Annotated in this window: 11 protein-coding genes; 10 read left to right on the top strand and 1 reads right to left on the bottom strand. The window is 72.8% G+C overall.

Annotated elements, in window-relative coordinates; genetic code table 11:
* Positions 1-106: 106 nt before the first annotated feature.
* On the top strand, positions 107-3,250 hold the full coding sequence (gene ileS / locus GA0070216_RS03710) for an isoleucine--tRNA ligase (protein ID WP_091238662.1): 3,144 nt from the start codon (positions 107-109) through the stop codon (positions 3,248-3,250).
* Between the two features lie 162 nt (positions 3,251-3,412).
* The gene (locus GA0070216_RS03705) at positions 3,413-4,105 is read left to right on the top strand and encodes a lysophospholipid acyltransferase family protein (protein ID WP_091238659.1); all 693 of its coding nucleotides are present in this window, start codon (positions 3,413-3,415) and stop codon (positions 4,103-4,105) included.
* Between the two features lie 51 nt (positions 4,106-4,156).
* On the opposite strand, the gene GA0070216_RS35240 is transcribed toward GA0070216_RS03705, so the two are convergent.
* Positions 4,157-6,058 (bottom strand): hypothetical protein, encoded by a 1,902-nt coding sequence (locus GA0070216_RS35240; RefSeq protein WP_245722270.1) that lies wholly within the window; start codon positions 6,056-6,058, stop codon positions 4,157-4,159.
* 198 nt (positions 6,059-6,256) lie between these two features.
* Between GA0070216_RS35240 and GA0070216_RS03695 the strand changes: the two genes are divergently transcribed.
* The 8 genes from GA0070216_RS03695 to GA0070216_RS03660 all read left to right on the top strand — a co-directional run bounded on the left by GA0070216_RS03695 (position 6,257) and on the right by GA0070216_RS03660 (position 15,989).
* Positions 6,257-8,287 (top strand): TIGR03960 family B12-binding radical SAM protein, encoded by a 2,031-nt coding sequence (locus GA0070216_RS03695; protein WP_091238652.1) that lies wholly within the window; start codon positions 6,257-6,259, stop codon positions 8,285-8,287.
* Between the two features lie 191 nt (positions 8,288-8,478).
* Positions 8,479-9,198: a TIGR03936 family radical SAM-associated protein gene (locus tag GA0070216_RS03690; protein WP_091238648.1), complete on the top strand. Its 720-nt coding sequence runs from the start codon at positions 8,479-8,481 to the stop codon at positions 9,196-9,198.
* 131 nt (positions 9,199-9,329) lie between these two features.
* Positions 9,330-12,425: an Rne/Rng family ribonuclease gene (locus tag GA0070216_RS03685; protein ID WP_091238644.1), complete on the top strand. Its 3,096-nt coding sequence runs from the start codon at positions 9,330-9,332 to the stop codon at positions 12,423-12,425.
* Positions 12,426-12,541: 116 nt separating this feature from the next.
* Positions 12,542-13,036, top strand: a complete 495-nt coding sequence (locus tag GA0070216_RS03680; protein WP_091238640.1) for a hypothetical protein — start codon at positions 12,542-12,544, stop codon at positions 13,034-13,036.
* 224 nt (positions 13,037-13,260) lie between these two features.
* Positions 13,261-13,575, top strand: a complete 315-nt coding sequence (rplU, locus tag GA0070216_RS03675) for a 50S ribosomal protein L21 (RefSeq protein WP_067312477.1) — start codon at positions 13,261-13,263, stop codon at positions 13,573-13,575.
* A gap of 11 nt (positions 13,576-13,586) precedes the next feature.
* Complete coding sequence (rpmA, locus tag GA0070216_RS03670; protein ID WP_088647594.1) at positions 13,587-13,838, top strand: 50S ribosomal protein L27; 252 nt, start codon at positions 13,587-13,589, stop codon at positions 13,836-13,838.
* A gap of 155 nt (positions 13,839-13,993) precedes the next feature.
* Positions 13,994-15,469: a GTPase ObgE gene (obgE, locus tag GA0070216_RS03665; protein ID WP_091238636.1), complete on the top strand. Its 1,476-nt coding sequence runs from the start codon at positions 13,994-13,996 to the stop codon at positions 15,467-15,469.
* A gap of 70 nt (positions 15,470-15,539) precedes the next feature.
* Positions 15,540-15,989, top strand: a complete 450-nt coding sequence (locus GA0070216_RS03660; protein ID WP_091238632.1) for a GNAT family N-acetyltransferase — start codon at positions 15,540-15,542, stop codon at positions 15,987-15,989.

Genomic DNA, 15,989 nt, shown 5'->3' with positions numbered 1-15,989 from the left:
GGGGTGGTACCGCGGGCCCGGCCCGGGGCGTCGACGACGGCGTACCGGACAGGCTCGTCCTCGCAGACCACGAGATCAGTGAGCTGCCAGAGGAGAGCGACCCCCGATGGGCTATCCGTTGCACGACCCGGCCGCCGGCGTCCCGGCGAGCCCGGACCTGCCCGCGGTCGAACGCCGCGTCCTGGAGCACTGGACCGCCGACCGGACCTTCGAGGCCTCGGTGGCGGCCCGGCCGGCCGGCGACGACGGCAAGAACGAGTACGTCTTCTACGACGGCCCGCCGTTCGCCAACGGCCTGCCGCACTACGGCCACCTGTTCACCGGGTACGTCAAGGACGTGGTGCCGCGTTACCAGACCATGCGCGGTCGGCACGTCGAGCGGCGCTTCGGCTGGGACTGTCACGGCCTGCCCGCCGAGGTGGTGGCCGAGAAGCAGCTCGGCATCACCAGCAAGGCGGAGATCCTCGACCTCGGGGTGGCCCGGTTCAACGAGGCGTGCCGCTCCTCGGTGCTGGAGTTCACCCAGGACTGGGAGCGGTACATCAACCGGCAGGCCCGCTGGGTCGACTTCGCCAACGACTACAAGACCCTCGACCTGGACTACATGGAAAGCGTCATGTGGGCCTTCAAGACCCTGCACGACAAGGGCCTGATCTACGAGGGTTTCCGGGTGCTGGCGTACTGCTGGCGGTGCGAGACGCCGCTGTCGAACACCGAGACCCGGATGGACGACGTCTACCGCGACCGGCACGACCCGACGCTGACCGTGTGGTTCGGGCTGACCGCCGACGAGTCCGCCCCGGAGCTGCTGCGCGGGCCGGTGAAGCTGGGCGTCTGGACCACCACCCCGTGGACCCTGCCGTCGAACCTGGCGCTCGCCGTCGGCCCCGACATCGAGTACGCGGTGCTCGACCGCGACGGCGAGCGGTTCGTCGTCGGCGCGGCGCGGCTGGCCGCGTACGCCAAGGAGCTGGACGGTTTCGAGCAGGTCGGCACGGTGTACGGCCGGGACCTGGTCGGACGCCGCTACACCCCGCTGTTCGACTTCCTCGTCGAGCAGGCCGGCCCGAACGCCTACCAGGTGCTCGGCGCGGAGTTCGTCACCACCGAGGACGGCACCGGGATCGTGCACCTCGCCCCGGCGTTCGGTGAGGACGACCAGAACGTCTGCAACGCCGCCGGCATCCCCACCGTCGTCACCGTGGACGACCACACCCGGTTCACCGCGCTGGTCCCGCCCTACCAGGGTGAGCAGGTCTTCGACGTCAACAAGCCGGTGATCCGGGAGCTGAAGGAGCGGGGGGTGGTGCTGCGGCAGGACACCTACACCCACTCGTACCCGCACTGCTGGCGCTGCGACACCCCGCTGGTCTACAAGGCGGTGTCGTCGTGGTTCGTCGCGGTGACGCAGTTCCGGGACCGGATGGTCGAGCTGAACCAGCAGATCAACTGGACCCCCGGGCACATCAAGGACGGCTCGTTCGGCAAGTGGCTGGCCAACGCCCGGGACTGGTCGATCAGCCGCAACCGGTTCTGGGGTTCGCCGATCCCGGCCTGGAAGTCCGACGACCCCACCTATCCCCGGCTGGACGTCTACGGCTCGCTGGCCGAGATCGAACGGGACTTCGGCGTACGCCTGACCGACCTGCACCGGCCGGCCGTCGACGACCTGGTCCGCCCCAACCCGGACGACCCGACCGGCAAGTCGATGATGCGTCGGGTGCCGGAGGTGCTGGACTGCTGGTTCGAGTCCGGCGCGATGCCGTTCGCCCAGGTGCACTACCCGTTCGAGAACGCCGACTGGTTCGAGCACCACTACCCGGGCGACTTCATCGTGGAGTACATCGGGCAGACCCGGGGCTGGTTCTACACCATGCACGTGCTGGCCACCGCGCTGTTCGACCGGCCGGCGTTCCGCAACTGCCTCAGCCACGGCATCCTGCTCGGCTCCGACGGGCGCAAGATGTCCAAGAGCCTGCGCAACTACCCCGACGTGTACCACGTCTTCGACGCGTACGGCTCGGACGCGATGCGCTGGATGCTGATGTCCTCGCCGGTGCTGCGCGGCGGCGACATGGCGGTCACCGAGCCGGCGATCCGCGACGCCGTCCGGCAGGTGCTGCTGCCGCTGTGGAACGTCTGGTACTTCTTCTCGCTCTACGCCAACGCCGACGGGCACACCGCCCGGCGGCGGGTGGACAGCACGCACCTGCTCGACCGGTACGTGCTGGCCAAGACCCGGGAACTGGTGGAGACGGTCGGTGCGCAGATGGACGCGTACGACATCTCCGGGGCCTGCGGCACCGTCCGGTCCTACCTGGACGCGCTGACCAACTGGTACGTGCGGCGCTCCCGGGACCGGTTCTGGTCGGGTGACGCCGACGCGTTCGACACCCTGTGGACGGTGCTGGAGACGCTCTGCCGGGTGGTGGCGCCGCTGGCCCCGCTGACCGCCGAGGAGATCTGGCGTGGGCTCACCGGGGAGCGGTCGGTGCACCTGACCGACTGGCCGTCGGCGCAGGAGTTCCCGGCCGACCACGACCTGGTCGCGTCGATGGACGCCACCCGGGACGTCTGCTCGGCGGCGCTGTCGCTGCGCAAGGCCAAGGGGCTGCGGGTCCGGCTGCCGCTGCCCCGGCTGACCGTGGCCTCCCCGGTCGCGGACCAGCTGCGGCCCTTCGCCGACCTGGTCGCCGACGAGGTCAACGTCAAGGCGGTGGAGTTCTCCGAGCAGGTCGCCGACTACTGCCAGCAGGTGCTGACCGTGGTGCCCCGGGCACTCGGCCCCCGGGTCGGCAAGCAGGTGCAGCAGGTGATCAGGGCGGTCAAGGCGGGGGAGTGGGAGTTGCACGACGGTGCCCCCGTCGCCGCCGGGGTCACCCTCGCCGAGGGTGAGTACGAGCTGCGCCTGGTCGCCGCCGACGCCGAGCACTCCGCGCCGCTTCCCGGCGGCGAGGGCGTCGTCGTGCTCGACACCGAGGTCACCCCGGAGTTGGCCGCCGAGGGACTGGCCCGGGACGTGGTCCGGGTCGTGCAGCAGGCCCGCCGGGACGCCGACCTGGACATCTCCGACCGGATCGTGGTGTCGGTGTCGGCCAGCGAGCAGGTGCGGGCGGCGGTGTCGGCGTACACCGGGTTCGTGGCCCGGGAGGTGCTCGCCGACACGGTGGACTTCGCCGACGGCCTGGCCGGTTTCACCGGTGAGGTCGGCGACGGCGAGCGGGTGACGGTGACCGTCCGCCCGGTGTGAGGCGTGCGGAAGGGCCCCCCACCATCGCCTGACACGCGGGGGTGGGGACCCTTCCCCGGACCCGCGATCCAGTGGGCGGACGCGCGTGCACCCGTTGGGTCGCGCGGGCGTCCGTCCGCTACCGTGACACCGCCTGTTCAACGTACGATCGCCGGAGGACCAGTGCCGCTGCTCTACACCATCGGCAAGCTCACCGTGGGACCCGCGATGCGGCTGGCCTTCCGCCCGACCGTCGAGGGGCTGGAGCACATCCCGGCGACCGGCGGCGCGATCTTCGCGGGCAACCACCTCTCCGTCGCCGACGAACTGCTCCTGGGCACCGTCGTCCCCCGGCACCTCGCCTTCTGGGCCAAGTCGGAGTACTTCACCGGCACCGGTGCGCGGGGCGCGCTGTCCAAGTTCGTCCTCACCGGCCTGGGGGCCATTCCGGTCGAGCGGGCCGGTGGCCGGGCCGCACTGTCCGCGTTCGACGCGGCCATCCCCGCGCTGCGCGGTGGCGACCTGGTCGCCGTCTACCCCGAGGGGACCCGCTCGCCCGACGGCCGGCTCTACCGGGGACGGACCGGCACCGCCCGGCTGGCGGTGGCGGCCGGGGTGCCGGTGATCCCGGTCGGGGTGACCGGCACCGACAAGGTGCAGCCGATCGGCACCCGGATTCCCCGCCCCGGCAAGGCGAAGATCGTCATCCGGTTCGGCAAGCCGTTGGACTTCACCGGCCGCTCCGACGACCGCACCTCGCTGCGGGAGATGACCGACGAGCTGATGGCCGAGATCCAGAAGCTCACCGGCCAGGAGTACGTCCCCCGCTACGCCCCCCGCCGGGCCGAGCCCACCCCGGGCGGGACCCCGGCCTGACCGGTCCGCCCGGCTCCGGCCTGACCGGGCGTGGGTGGCGCCGGCCCGCGCTCAGCCCTGCTTGGGGGTGACGATCTGGGCGCGCATCCTGGCGAGCAGTTGGGCGCTGTCGTCCACCGAGAGCCGGGTGAAGACTCCGGTGGCGCTGCTGCCGTGGTCCACTGACGTGCAGACCACCACGTCGGCGCCGTCGGAGACACCGGTCGCGCAGCGCTCGTACCGGCCCCGCACGCCGCTGTCCACCGGTTGGGGCGTACCCAGCTTGTAGGTGCCGGTCAGCTGCACCATCGCGTCGTCCGCGTCGGACTCCGGCCGGAACCGGAAACCGGTGTCACCGAAGACTGCCACCCGCTTGCCGTCGGAGGTGATGTACACCCCGGCGTAGACGTCCTCGGCCAGCATGTTCGCCTTGCGTGCCTCGGTCTTGAGCTTGTCGACCTCACTGCCCGAGTCGTCGCGCAGGGTCAGGTCGGCCACCTGGGCGGGCAGCGCCGCGTCGGCCGGGTACTGCTGCCAGACCGGCTTGCCGAACCAGGCGGGGCAGCCACAGCAGCAGGCCAGGCTGAGCAGCAGCACCCAGGGCCAGCGCCGCCGCTTGCGGCGGACGTACCCCTTGGGAGGGCTGGCGGGGTTCGGCGGCGGGGCGACCGGTTGCGGGCGGACCCGCCGCTGCTTGGGCGGCCGGGGCGGCGCGGGCGGCGGCGGGGGTGGCAGCGCCGGGCGGGCCGGCGGCGGGGACGCCGGCCGCGCGGCGGGCACCGGCGCGACCGGGTACGGCCGGGTCGGCGACGGCGAGGCCGGACCGGCCGACGACGCCGACGGGTACGCCGGAGCCGGCGAGTGCGGGTGGGGCGTCGACGGGGCCGGCGGGGTCGGCGGCGTCGGGGTCTGCTGGTAGGGCGGGGCCGGTGGGGTCGGGGTGTGCTGGTAGGGCGGCGTCGACGGGGCCGGCGGGGTGGCGTGGGCCCGTTGGGGTGGGGTCGGGTCGGCGACCGGTGGGTAGGGGCGGGTCGGCGGGGACGCGGGGTAGGGCGGCGGAGCCAGTTCCGGGTGGTGCAGGTCCCAGCCACCGGTGTCCGCGCCCGCCCACGGGTCCACCGGGGCGCGGTGTTCGGGCAGCTCCGGTGGGAGCGGCGGTGGCGGTGGCGGCGGCACCGGAGAGAACTCGACCGACTCACCCCAGCCGCGGCGGCGCGGCGGCGGCGCGGGTACGGCGGCGGAACCACTCCACCGGGGCACCGCCGGCTCCTCCAGCGTCGCGTCGGGGCGCTGTTCCAGCCGGGTGGCGTCGGGGCGAGGGGCGTCGGGGTGCGGGGCGTCGGGGTGCGGGTCCAGTCGGGTCGGGTCGGGTCGGCCGGGCGTCGGCGGCTCGGGGGGCGTGTTCCCGGCCGGAACGGCGGCCGATCCCCGCGCCGGGGCGGCCGGGCCGGGGGCGACCCCCCGCGCCGGGGTGACCGGGCCGGGGGCGACCCCCCGCGCCGGGGCGGCCGCCTCCACCGGACGGCTCTGCGCGTCCGGACCGACGGGCTCCGGCGGGCTGGTCTGCTCATCCGGGTCAGCCGGCTCGTCCGGGTTGGTTTGCTCGTCCGGGGCGGCCGGCTCCGGCGGGTGGGACGACCCGGTCGGGCTGGTGGACTCCGGTGCGGTGGTGGGCCCGGTCGGGGTGGGAGGCTCCGCCAGGGTGGGACGCTCCGGACCGGTGGTGGCGTCGACGGGCGGGGTCGGCGGGGAATCCTCACCGGCCGGATGCGCGAGGTCGCCTTGCGTGACCGGAGTGGGCTCGTCGGCCGGCGCTGCGGTGTCGACAGGGTCGTGGGGTGGGGGTACGGGGAGGTCGACCGACCCGGCGGTGACCACCGGATCCTGCTGCCGACCTGGGAGCGGGTCGCCCCCATCGGCCAGCCGGTCTGCTCCCGGCTGCGGCTCCGGCATCGCGGCAATCTCCTCTCGCACCGGTTGCGAGGTTAGTACCGGGGCGCCACCTCGACCAATCGGCGCCCCGCGACCGCCCACCCCGGCACCCGGGAAGCCCCGACCGCGCACGGGGCGTCAGCCGGGGGTGGGGAGCCCGACGGGAGGGGGCGGCAGCGTGGCGGGGTAGGTCGGCGGTGCGGCGTGCCGTCCGCCGGTGGACGCGTACCCTTGGGCTCCATGAGTGCTCCGTCCACGACCCCGCGCCCCGCCGCGGCCATGACCGACGACGCGGTGGGTCTGCCGCCGCACCGCGACTCCGAGTTGTCGGTGTGGCCCCGGCTGGAGGCGCTGCTGCCCCAGGTGACCAAGCCCATCCAGTACGTCGGTGGCGAGTTGGGCGCGGTGGTCAAGGACTGGGACGCGGCGACCGTCCGCTGGGCGCTGATGTACCCCGACGCGTACGAGGTGGGCCTGCCCAACCAGGGCGTGCAGATCCTCTACGAGGTGCTCAACGAGCTGCCCGACGTGCTGGCCGAGCGGACGTACGCGGTCTGGCCGGACCTGGAACAGCTGATGCGCACCCACGGCGTGCCGCAGTTCACCGTCGACGCGCACCGGTCGGTGCGCCGCTTCGACGTGTTCGGGATCTCGTTCTCCACCGAGCTGGGCTACACCAACCTGCTCACCGCGATCGACCTCGCCGGCATCCCGATGCGCGCCGCCGACCGCACCGAGGCCGACCCGGTGATCGTGGCCGGTGGGCACGCCGCGTTCAACCCGGAGCCGATCGCCGACTTCATCGACGCCGCGGTGCTCGGCGACGGCGAGGAGGCGGTCCTGGAGATCACCACGATCGTCCGGGAGTGGAAGGCGGAGGGCTCCCCGGGCGGCCGGGACGAGCTGCTGCTGCGGCTGGCCCGCACCGAGAGCGTCTACGTGCCGCGCTTCTACGACGTGGACTACCTGCCCGACGGTCGCATCCAGCGGGTGGTGCCGAACCGCCCGGACGTGCCGTTCCGGGTGCACAAGCGCACGACCATGGACCTGGACGCCTGGCCGTACCCGAAGAAGCCGCTCGTGCCGTTGGCCGAGACGGTGCACGAGCGGTACGCGGTGGAGATCTTCCGGGGCTGCACCCGGGGTTGCCGGTTCTGCCAGGCCGGCATGATCACCCGTCCGGTCCGGGAGCGTTCGATCACCACCGTCGGGCAGATGGTCCAGCAGGGGCTGGAGTTCTCCGGCTTCCACGAGGTGGGGCTGCTGTCGCTGTCCTCGGCCGACCACTCCGAGATCGGCGACATGTGCTCCGGCCTGGCCGAGCAGTACGCCGGCACCAACGTGTCGCTGTCGCTGCCGTCGACCCGGGTGGACGCGTTCAACATCGACCTGGCGCAGGAGCTGTCCCGCAACGGCCGGCGGACCGGGCTGACCTTCGCCCCGGAGGGCGGGTCGGAGCGGATCCGCAAGGTCATCAACAAGATGGTGTCGAAGGAAGACCTGATCCGCACCGTGGTCACCGCGTACACCAACGGCTGGCGGCAGGTGAAGCTCTACTTCATGTGCGGCCTGCCCACCGAGACCGACGAGGACGTCCTCGAGATCGCCGACATGGCGCACGAGGTGATCCGGGCCGGGCGGGCCGCCACCGGATCGAAGGACATCCGCTGCACCGTGTCCATCGGCGGGTTCGTGCCCAAGCCGCACACCCCGTTCCAGTGGGCGTCGATGTCCGCCCCGGAGGTCATCGACGGCCGGCTCAAGCTGCTCAAGCAGGCGATCAACGCGGACCGGTCGCTCGGTCGGGCGATCGGCTTCCGCTACCACGACGGCGAGCCTTCGCTGATCGAGGGGCTGCTCAGCCGGGGTGACCGCCGGGTCGGCGCGGTGATCCACCAGGTGTGGCGCAACGGCGGCCGGTTCGACGGTTGGAGCGAGCACTTCTCGTACCAGCGCTGGGTGGACGCCGCCGCCGAGACGCTGCCCGCCTTCGGTGTCGACCTGGACTGGTACACCATCCGCGAGCGCGACGAGCTGGAGGTGCTGCCCTGGGACCACCTCGACTCGGGCCTGGACAAGGACTGGCTCTGGCAGGACTGGCAGGATTCGCTGAGCCAGTACGAGCAGGACGACTGCCGGTGGACCCCGTGCTTCGACTGCGGCGTCTGCCCGTCGATGGACACCGAGATCCAGATCGGTCCCACCGGCCGCAAGCTCCTGCCGCTCACCCCGGTCACCGCGCTGAAGGTGCCCACCGCCGCCCAGCAGTGACCGTCGACGGGGCGGCTCCGGCGGGCCACCCGTCCCGCGCCGACGATCGTGAAGCTATCGTCACCGGCAGTCCGCGCCACGGGTTGATCCGGGGCGCGGGATGACCGGCCGGCGTCAGACCGAGGAGTACGACGATCAGCAGGAAACCACAGCCGGAGGGCGGGCAGGCGCCGGTCGTCCAGCGTGTCCGGATCCGGTACGCCAAGCGCGGGCCGTTGCGGTTTACCTCCCACCGGGACTTCGCCCGCGCCTTCGAGCGCGCCCTGCGCCGGGCCGCCGTGCCGGTGGCCTTCTCCCAGGGCTTCACCCCGCACCCGAAGATCTCCTATGCCAGCGCCGCCCCCACCGGCGTCGCCAGCGAGGCGGAGTACCTGGAGGTCGGCCTCCAGGCGACGGTCGACCCGGAGCAACTGCGGGTCGCCCTCGACGCGGCGCTCTCACCCGGCCTCGACGTGCTGGAGGTGGTGGTCGCCGCCGGGGGGAGCCTGGCCGAGCGGATGGAGGCGTCGTACTGGCGCATCGAGCTGCCCGACGTCGACCCGGAAGTGGCGCAACGGGCGGTTTCCGCCTTCGTGGCCGCCGACGAGGTGCAGGTCGAGCGGATGACCAAGCAGGGCCGACGGACGTTCGACGCCCGTGGCGCGGTGACCCGCATCGATGTGTTGCCCCCGGTGGAGACGCCTTCCGGGGCAGCGGACTCGTCGTGTGCGATACTCGAACTGGTCGTTCGGCAGGTCACCCCGTCCGTGCGACCCGATGACGTCCTTTCCGGCCTCCGCGTGGTGGCCGCCCTGGAGCCGCCGGTCTCCCCGAGGGTGATCCGGCTGGCGCAGGGCATGTTGACCGCGCAGGGCGCGATCGTGGATCCGTTGGACGCGGACCGCGACGGGGCAGCCATCGGAGAACACTGACCGTCGGTCAGCGTTCTGGCAGGCAGACTTCGGCGGTCACGCACGTCGCGTGCCCGGCGGAAACACTTTTGCGGCGATCCTGCGTGGCAGCGCTCACCCGCGCCCGGGGCCGCCAGAACTGGAGAACCTCCATGCTCGAGAACGAGCCCGAGGGCGGCGAACGGACCGGTTCCCAGCCGGCCGGCGACACCGCCGACAGCACCGTCGCCGACGGCACGGGAGCCGCCGCCACCGACGGCACACCACCGGACGGCGCTGTGGCGTCGCCGGACGGTGCGGCGGCGGCACCGACCCGGCGGCGGACCACCCGACGGCGGGCCGCGCCGCTGAGTCAGCCGGAGCTGACCGGGGCGCCCGCCGAGGCGTCCGCCAGCGCCGCCTCGGCCACCGACGAGTCGCAGCAGGCCGAGGTGATCGTCCCGGTCGCCGGTGAGCTGGACTCCGCGCCGAAGACCACCCGACGCCGCCGCAAGGCCACCCCGGCCAAGGCAGCCGAGGAGCCGGTCGTCGCTGACGGCGTGGAAGAGGGCAGCGCGGAACTGGCGCCGCCGGTGAAGGTGACCCGTACCCGGCGGAAGAAGGCCGTCGCCCCGGCGGCGACCGAGCCACCCGCCGAGACCCCGACCGCGCCGGCGGCGACGGCTCAGGTTTCCGCAGTTGAGGAAGCGGTGGTCGAGGAGGAGGAGCCTGCCGTCGAGGCGGCTGCCCCGACCGAGCCGACCGTCGCCGACGAGCCCGCTGCGGCGGCGCCCGTCGGTCAGCCGTCCACCGCGGCGACGCCGTCGTTCGGGTCCGCTGCCGGGGAGGTGTCGCCCGGTGTCGCCGTGTCGGCGGCCGACGAGCCGGTGGAGCCGGCCGAGCCGCAGCCGCGTACCCGTCGGCGGCGGGCCGCGATCGCCGCGCCGACGGTCCTGTTCATGGCCCCGCAGCCGGAGGAACTGCCCACCTTCCGGGTGGTCGAGCCCGGCCCGGTCGCCGAGGAGCCCGTCGAGGAACCGGTCGACGAACCGGTCGAGACGGGTCGGCGGCGTCGCCGTGGCCGTCGCGAGGTCGAGCCGGTCGAGGCCGTCGAGCCGGTCGAGGTCGTCGCGGAGGAGCCCACCGGCGAGGCTGAGGAGGGCGACGACGAGGACGACGACGAGGACGACGACGAGTCGGCTGCCGCGCGCCGCCGTCGCCGCCGTGGCCGCCGTGGCCGGGGCCGGGGCAAGGGCGGCGCGGACGACGCCGACGAGGACGAGACCGAGGAGCCGGCCCAGGCCGAGGCCGAGCCGGAGGGCGACGACGCCGAGGACGACGGCGACGGGGACGGCGACGGACTGACCCGTCGGCGTCGGCGGCGTCGCCGTCGGGGTGCCGGGGACGTCGAGGCGGGCGCCGACGACGGCGTACCCACGGTGGTGAAGATCCGGGAACCCCGCAAGGCCGTCGACGAGGTGCAGGGGGTCTCCGGCTCGACCCGGCTGGAGGCCAAGCGCCAGCGCCGCCGGGACGGCCGGGAGCAGCGGCGGACCCGCCCGCCGATCCTGAGCGAGTCGGAGTTCCTGGCCCGCCGGGAGGCGGTCGACCGGGTGATGGCGGTCCGTCAGCGGGGCGACCGTACCCAGATCGCGGTCCTCGAGGACGGCATCCTGGTGGAGCACTACGTCACCCGGAACTCCTCCGGCACCATGGCCGGCAACGTCTACCTGGGCAAGGTGCAGAACGTCCTGCCCAGCATGGAGGCGGCCTTCGTCGACGTCGGGCGGGGTCGCAACGCCGTCCTGTACGCCGGTGAGGTCAACTGGGACAGCAGCGGCCTGGAAGGGCGCTCCCGCTCGATCGAGCAGGCGCTGCGTTCCGGCGACTCGGTGCTGGTGCAGGTCACCAAGGACCCGATCGGGCACAAGGGTGCCCGGCTGACCAGCCACGTCGCGCTCTCCGGCCGGCACCTGGTCTACGTGCCCAACGGCAACGCCTCCGGGATCAGCCGCAAGCTGCCCGACACCGAGCGCAAGCGGCTGCGCGACGTGCTCAAGAAGCTGGTTCCCGACGGCGCGGGCGTGATCGTCCGGACCGCCGCCGAGGGGGCCAGCGAGGACGAGCTGGCCCGGGACGTCACGCGGCTGCAGGCCCAGTGGGAGGACATCCAGGCCAAGGCGACCGCGGGTGGCGCCCCGGTGCTGCTCTACGAGGAGCCCGACCTGGTCATCCGGGTGGTCCGGGACCTGTTCAACGAGGACTTCCGCGAGCTGGTCATCGAGGGCGAGCAGTCGTACGGCATGGTCGAGTCGTACCTGTCGCACGTCTCACCGGACCTGGTCGACCGGGTGCGCCGGTACGTCGGCACCGCCGACGTGTTCACCGAGTACCGGATCGACGAGCAGATCATCAAGGGGCTGGACCGCAAGGTCTTCCTCCCCTCCGGTGGTTCGCTGGTGATCGACCGCACCGAGGCGATGACCGTCATCGACGTCAACACCGGCAAGTACACCGGCTCCGGGGGCAACCTGGAGGAGACGGTCACCCGCAACAACCTGGAGGCGGCCGAGGAGATCGTCCGCCAGCTGCGGCTGCGTGACATCGGCGGCATCGTGGTGATCGACTTCATCGACATGGTGCTGGAGTCCAACCGGGAGCTGGTGCTGCGCCGGCTCACCGAGTGCCTGGGCCGGGACCGGACCAAGCACCAGGTGACCGAGATCACCTCGCTCGGCCTGGTGCAGATGACCCGCAAGCGGATCGCCGCCGGCCTGCTGGAGGCGTTCAGCGAGCCCTGCGAGTGCTGCAAGGGTCGGGGCCTGGTGATCCACACCGAGCCGGTGCCGGAGAAGCCGCGTGCCGTCAACGGCGGCGCGGGCGACCGGGTCAAGGCCGTCGCCTCGGCGGTCGCCGCACCGCCGGCCGAGCCGCCGGCCAGCGCGTCGTCGCGGCGGCGGGCCCGTAAGGCCGCCACGGCGGAGCGGACCGTGGTCGAGACCACCGAGGCCCCCGACGTCGAGGTCGCCGCCCCGGCGGCCGACAACGGCTACGACGACACCATGGGCTACGACCTGTCCCGGTACGAGACGCAGAGCCCGGCCGCGTCGGCCGTGGTCGACGCCCAGACCGGCGAGTCGGCCCGGCTCGCGGGGGCGGACGACCCGGACGCGCTCGGCGAGGCCGACGGCGACGACGACGGTGGGGAGGCCGGCACGGGTCGGCGTCGCTCCCGCCGGGGCGGTGCCCGTCGCCGTACCCGACCGTGACGGGCTGACCTGCACCAGGCGTCACCGGACCCCTTCCTCGGCGTACCGTCGGTGGGAGGGGTCCTGCCGTGCCGGTGGCCGACGATACGATCGGTCACCCCCGGCTAGGAGAAGACATGCGCCGCCTGCTCGCCGCCATCGTGGTGACCACCGTCCTGCTGACCGGCGTCGGGTGTTCCGGCGACCGGTCCGACGCGCCGGCCACCTCCGGCCCGTCGTCCGGTGCCGCGACCCCCGCCACCGTGGTCCCGTCCGCCATGGTCAGCGGCTCTCCGGCGGGTGGCAACGGGCCGCAGGTGTGCGCCGACGCCGAGGCCGCGTCGACCACGGCGGTGCGCACCTACGTCGAGGAACTGGGCAAGATGATCGCGGCGGTCGGCGCGAACGACAGCACGGCGGCGGACACCGCCCGGAAGCGGGCGGAGGCGGCCCTGTCCACCTGGCGGACCGGGTTGCGGCAGCAGTCCGGCCGGGCCACCGATCCGCAGTTGAAGACCCTGCTCACCGACCTGGCCGCCGAGATCGGCCGGCTCGGCACCGACGTCGACTCGATCGACGAGACCGAGCTGGACCGGCTCCAGCAGCGGCTGGACCAGCTCTGCGCCCGCTGACGGCGGACGGCTGCGGCGCGGTCGGCTGACCGGTGTGGGGCCGCCGGGAGGCCGGTCGACAGGGGGGCCGGTTTGGGGGGCGGGTGGGTGATGGCGTACTCTTTCCTGCGGCACACTTTGGTGTGCCGAGTTCCCGCGTGCCCGCGCTGCCGGTGTCACAGCTACCCGGCGAGTTGCCATGGGAACGACCGCCAGCAGCCTCAACGACAGGGAGTCCGCCTCCGATGTACGCGATCGTCAAGACCGGCGGCAAGCAGTACAAGGTCGCCGAGGGCGACGTGATCGAGGTCGAGAAGCTCACCGGTGCCCCCGGTGACGCGGTGAAGCTCACCGCGGTGCTCCTCGTCGACGGTGACGACCTGGTGACCGACGCGGCGAAGCTTGCCAAGGTCGCGGTGTCCGGCGAGATCGCCGCGCACACCAAGGGCCCGAAGATCCGGATCCACAAGTTCAAGAACAAGACCGGCTACCACAAGCGCCAGGGTCACCGCCAGCCGTTGACCCAGGTCAAGGTGACCGGCATCTCCAGCGGGAAGTAGGTCGTCCTCCAATGGCTCACAAAAAGGGTGCGTCCAGCTCGCGTAACGGTCGTGACTCCGCGGCCCAGCGACTCGGCGTGAAGCGCTTCGGTGGTCAGGTCGTCAGCGCGGGTGAGATCCTCATCCGTCAGCGTGGCACCAAGTTCCACCCCGGTGACCTGGTCGGCCGCGGTGGCGACGACACGCTCTTCGCGCTGGCCGCCGGCTCGGTCCTGTTCGGCACCAAGCGGGGTCGCAAGACCGTCAGCATCGTGCCGCAGTAGCTCGAAGGCGAAGCGGGCCGCGGACCTCGGGTCCCGGCCCGCTTCGCCGTTTCAGGGGCGGGATCTCCCGCCACCGGGTGCCCACTGCCTGTGGGGCCGGCCCGGGGGTGTGTTTTTCAGGTGCGGGGCCGGACCCCGCTGGAAGGATTGGCGTCGTGACGACGTTCGTTGACCGGGTCGTCCTGCACATGCAGGCCGGCGACGGCGGGCACGGCTGTGTCTCCATCCACCGGGAGAAGTTCAAGCCCTTCGGCGGCCCGGACGGGGGCAACGGCGGGCACGGCGGCAGTGTCTCGCTGGTCGTCGACCCGCAGGTGACCACGCTGCTGGACTTCCACTTCCGCCCGCACATGAAGGCGGACAACGGCAAGGGCGGCGCGGGCTCGAACCGGGACGGCGCCAACGGCCACGACCTGCTGATCAAGGTGCCGAACGGCACCGTCGTGCAGACCCTCGACGGCACGGTGCTGGCCGACCTGGTCGGCGCGGGCACCACCTTCGAGGCGGCCCGGGGCGGGCGGGGCGGACGGGGCAACGCCTCGCTGGCCAACGCCCGACGTAAGGCGCCCGGCTTCGCCGAACTGGGCGAGCCCGGTGACCAGCTCGACGTGGTGCTGGAACTCAAGAGCGTCGCCGACGTCGGCCTGGTCGGTTTCCCGTCGGCGGGCAAGTCGTCGCTGATCTCGGTGATCTCCGCCGCCAAGCCGAAGATCGCCGACTACCCGTTCACCACCCTGGTGCCCAACCTGGGCGTGGTGCGGGTGGACAACCACACCTTCACCGTCGCCGACGTGCCGGGCCTGATCCCGGGTGCGGCCACCGGCAAGGGACTGGGCCTGGAGTTCCTCCGCCACGTCGAGCGGTGCGCCGTGCTGGTGCACGTGGTCGACACGGCGACCCTGGAACCGGGTCGGGACCCGCTGGCCGACATCGACACCATCGAGGCGGAGCTGGCCGAGTACGGCGGGTTGACCGACCGGCCCCGGCTGGTGGCGCTGAACAAGGTCGACGTGCCGGACGGGCAGGACCTCGCCGACATCGTCCGACCCGACCTCCAGGCGCGGGGTTTCCAGGTGTTCGACGTGTCCGCGGCCACCCGGGAGGGGCTCAAGGAGCTGATGTACGCGATGGCGGAGCTGGTCGACCAGGCCCGCCGTGCCGCGCCGCCGGCCGAGCCAACCCGGGCCGTGATCCGTCCCAAGGCGGTCGACGACGCCGGCTTCACCATCGAGGCGGCGGCCGACGGCTCGTTCACGGTCCGGGGTGTCCGACCCGAGCGCTGGGTACGCCAGACGAACTTCGACAACGACGAGGCGGTCGGTTTCCTCGCCGACCGGCTGGCCCGGCTGGGGGTGGAGGACAAGCTGGCCAAGGCCGGCGCGAACCCCGGTGACCTGGTCCGGATCGGCGAGCGGGAGTTCGACTGGCAACCGACCCTGTACGCCGGCGTCGACTTCGTCCCCGGCAACCGGGGCACCGACGTACGGCTGGAGGACAAGTCGTCGCGCCCTGCGGCGGCGGAGCGGTTGGCCGCCCGCAAGGCCCGTCGGCAGCGCCCCGAGGACGAACTGTCCACCGCCTCGGAGGACCTGGCGGACGACGACGAGGACAGCGACGAGGACGAGGAGTAGCCCCGTACCGGTCGGGTCCGGGTCGTTTTCCGGAAACCTCCGGGAAACGGACCCGGCCTAGCGTGGGGTGATGCTGATCGAGTCCCGTCCCGCCACCGACCCGGAGGTCGACGCGTTGGTCGCCGCCCAGCAGCGGGAGCTGCGCGTGGCCGACGGCGGGCTGGACGGGCAGGCCACGGTGGTCCACGACGGCATCCGCTACCTGGTGGTGGTGGACGGCGGCCGGGTGGTCGCCTGCGGTGGCGTCCAGCCCCTCGACGCGGACACCGGTGAGCTGAAGCGGATGTACGTCCGCCCGGCCTACCGGGGGCGCGGGATCGCCCGGCAGTTGCTCAGCGCGCTGGAGGAGTTGGCGTTCCAGCAGGGCCACTCGGTGCTCTGCCTGGAGACGGGCAGCTACCTGCCGGCCGCGATCGGCCTCTACACCTCCGGCGGCTACCAGCCGATCCCGGTCTACGGCGAGTACGTCGACAACCCGTACAGCGTGTGCTTCGCCAAGCGGCTGCCGGTGGCGGCCTGA

It is taken from the genome of Micromonospora matsumotoense (assembly GCF_900091525.1).
GTDB classification, from domain to species: domain Bacteria; phylum Actinomycetota; class Actinomycetes; order Mycobacteriales; family Micromonosporaceae; genus Micromonospora; species Micromonospora matsumotoensis.
Note: the sequence above shows the minus strand (reverse complement) of the source record. Positions and strands in the feature narration are given on the sequence as shown.

Coding starts and splice junctions, on each gene's coding strand:
- ileS (WP_091238662.1), top strand. CDS start 107: ATGGGCTATCCGTTGCACGACCCGGCCGCCGGCGTCCCGGCGAGCCCG.
- GA0070216_RS03695 (WP_091238652.1), top strand. CDS start 6,257: ATGAGTGCTCCGTCCACGACCCCGCGCCCCGCCGCGGCCATGACCGAC.
- GA0070216_RS03685 (WP_091238644.1), top strand. CDS start 9,330: ATGCTCGAGAACGAGCCCGAGGGCGGCGAACGGACCGGTTCCCAGCCG.
- GA0070216_RS03680 (WP_091238640.1), top strand. CDS start 12,542: ATGCGCCGCCTGCTCGCCGCCATCGTGGTGACCACCGTCCTGCTGACC.
- rplU (WP_067312477.1), top strand. CDS start 13,261: ATGTACGCGATCGTCAAGACCGGCGGCAAGCAGTACAAGGTCGCCGAG.
- rpmA (WP_088647594.1), top strand. CDS start 13,587: ATGGCTCACAAAAAGGGTGCGTCCAGCTCGCGTAACGGTCGTGACTCC.
- GA0070216_RS03660 (WP_091238632.1), top strand. CDS start 15,540: ATGCTGATCGAGTCCCGTCCCGCCACCGACCCGGAGGTCGACGCGTTG.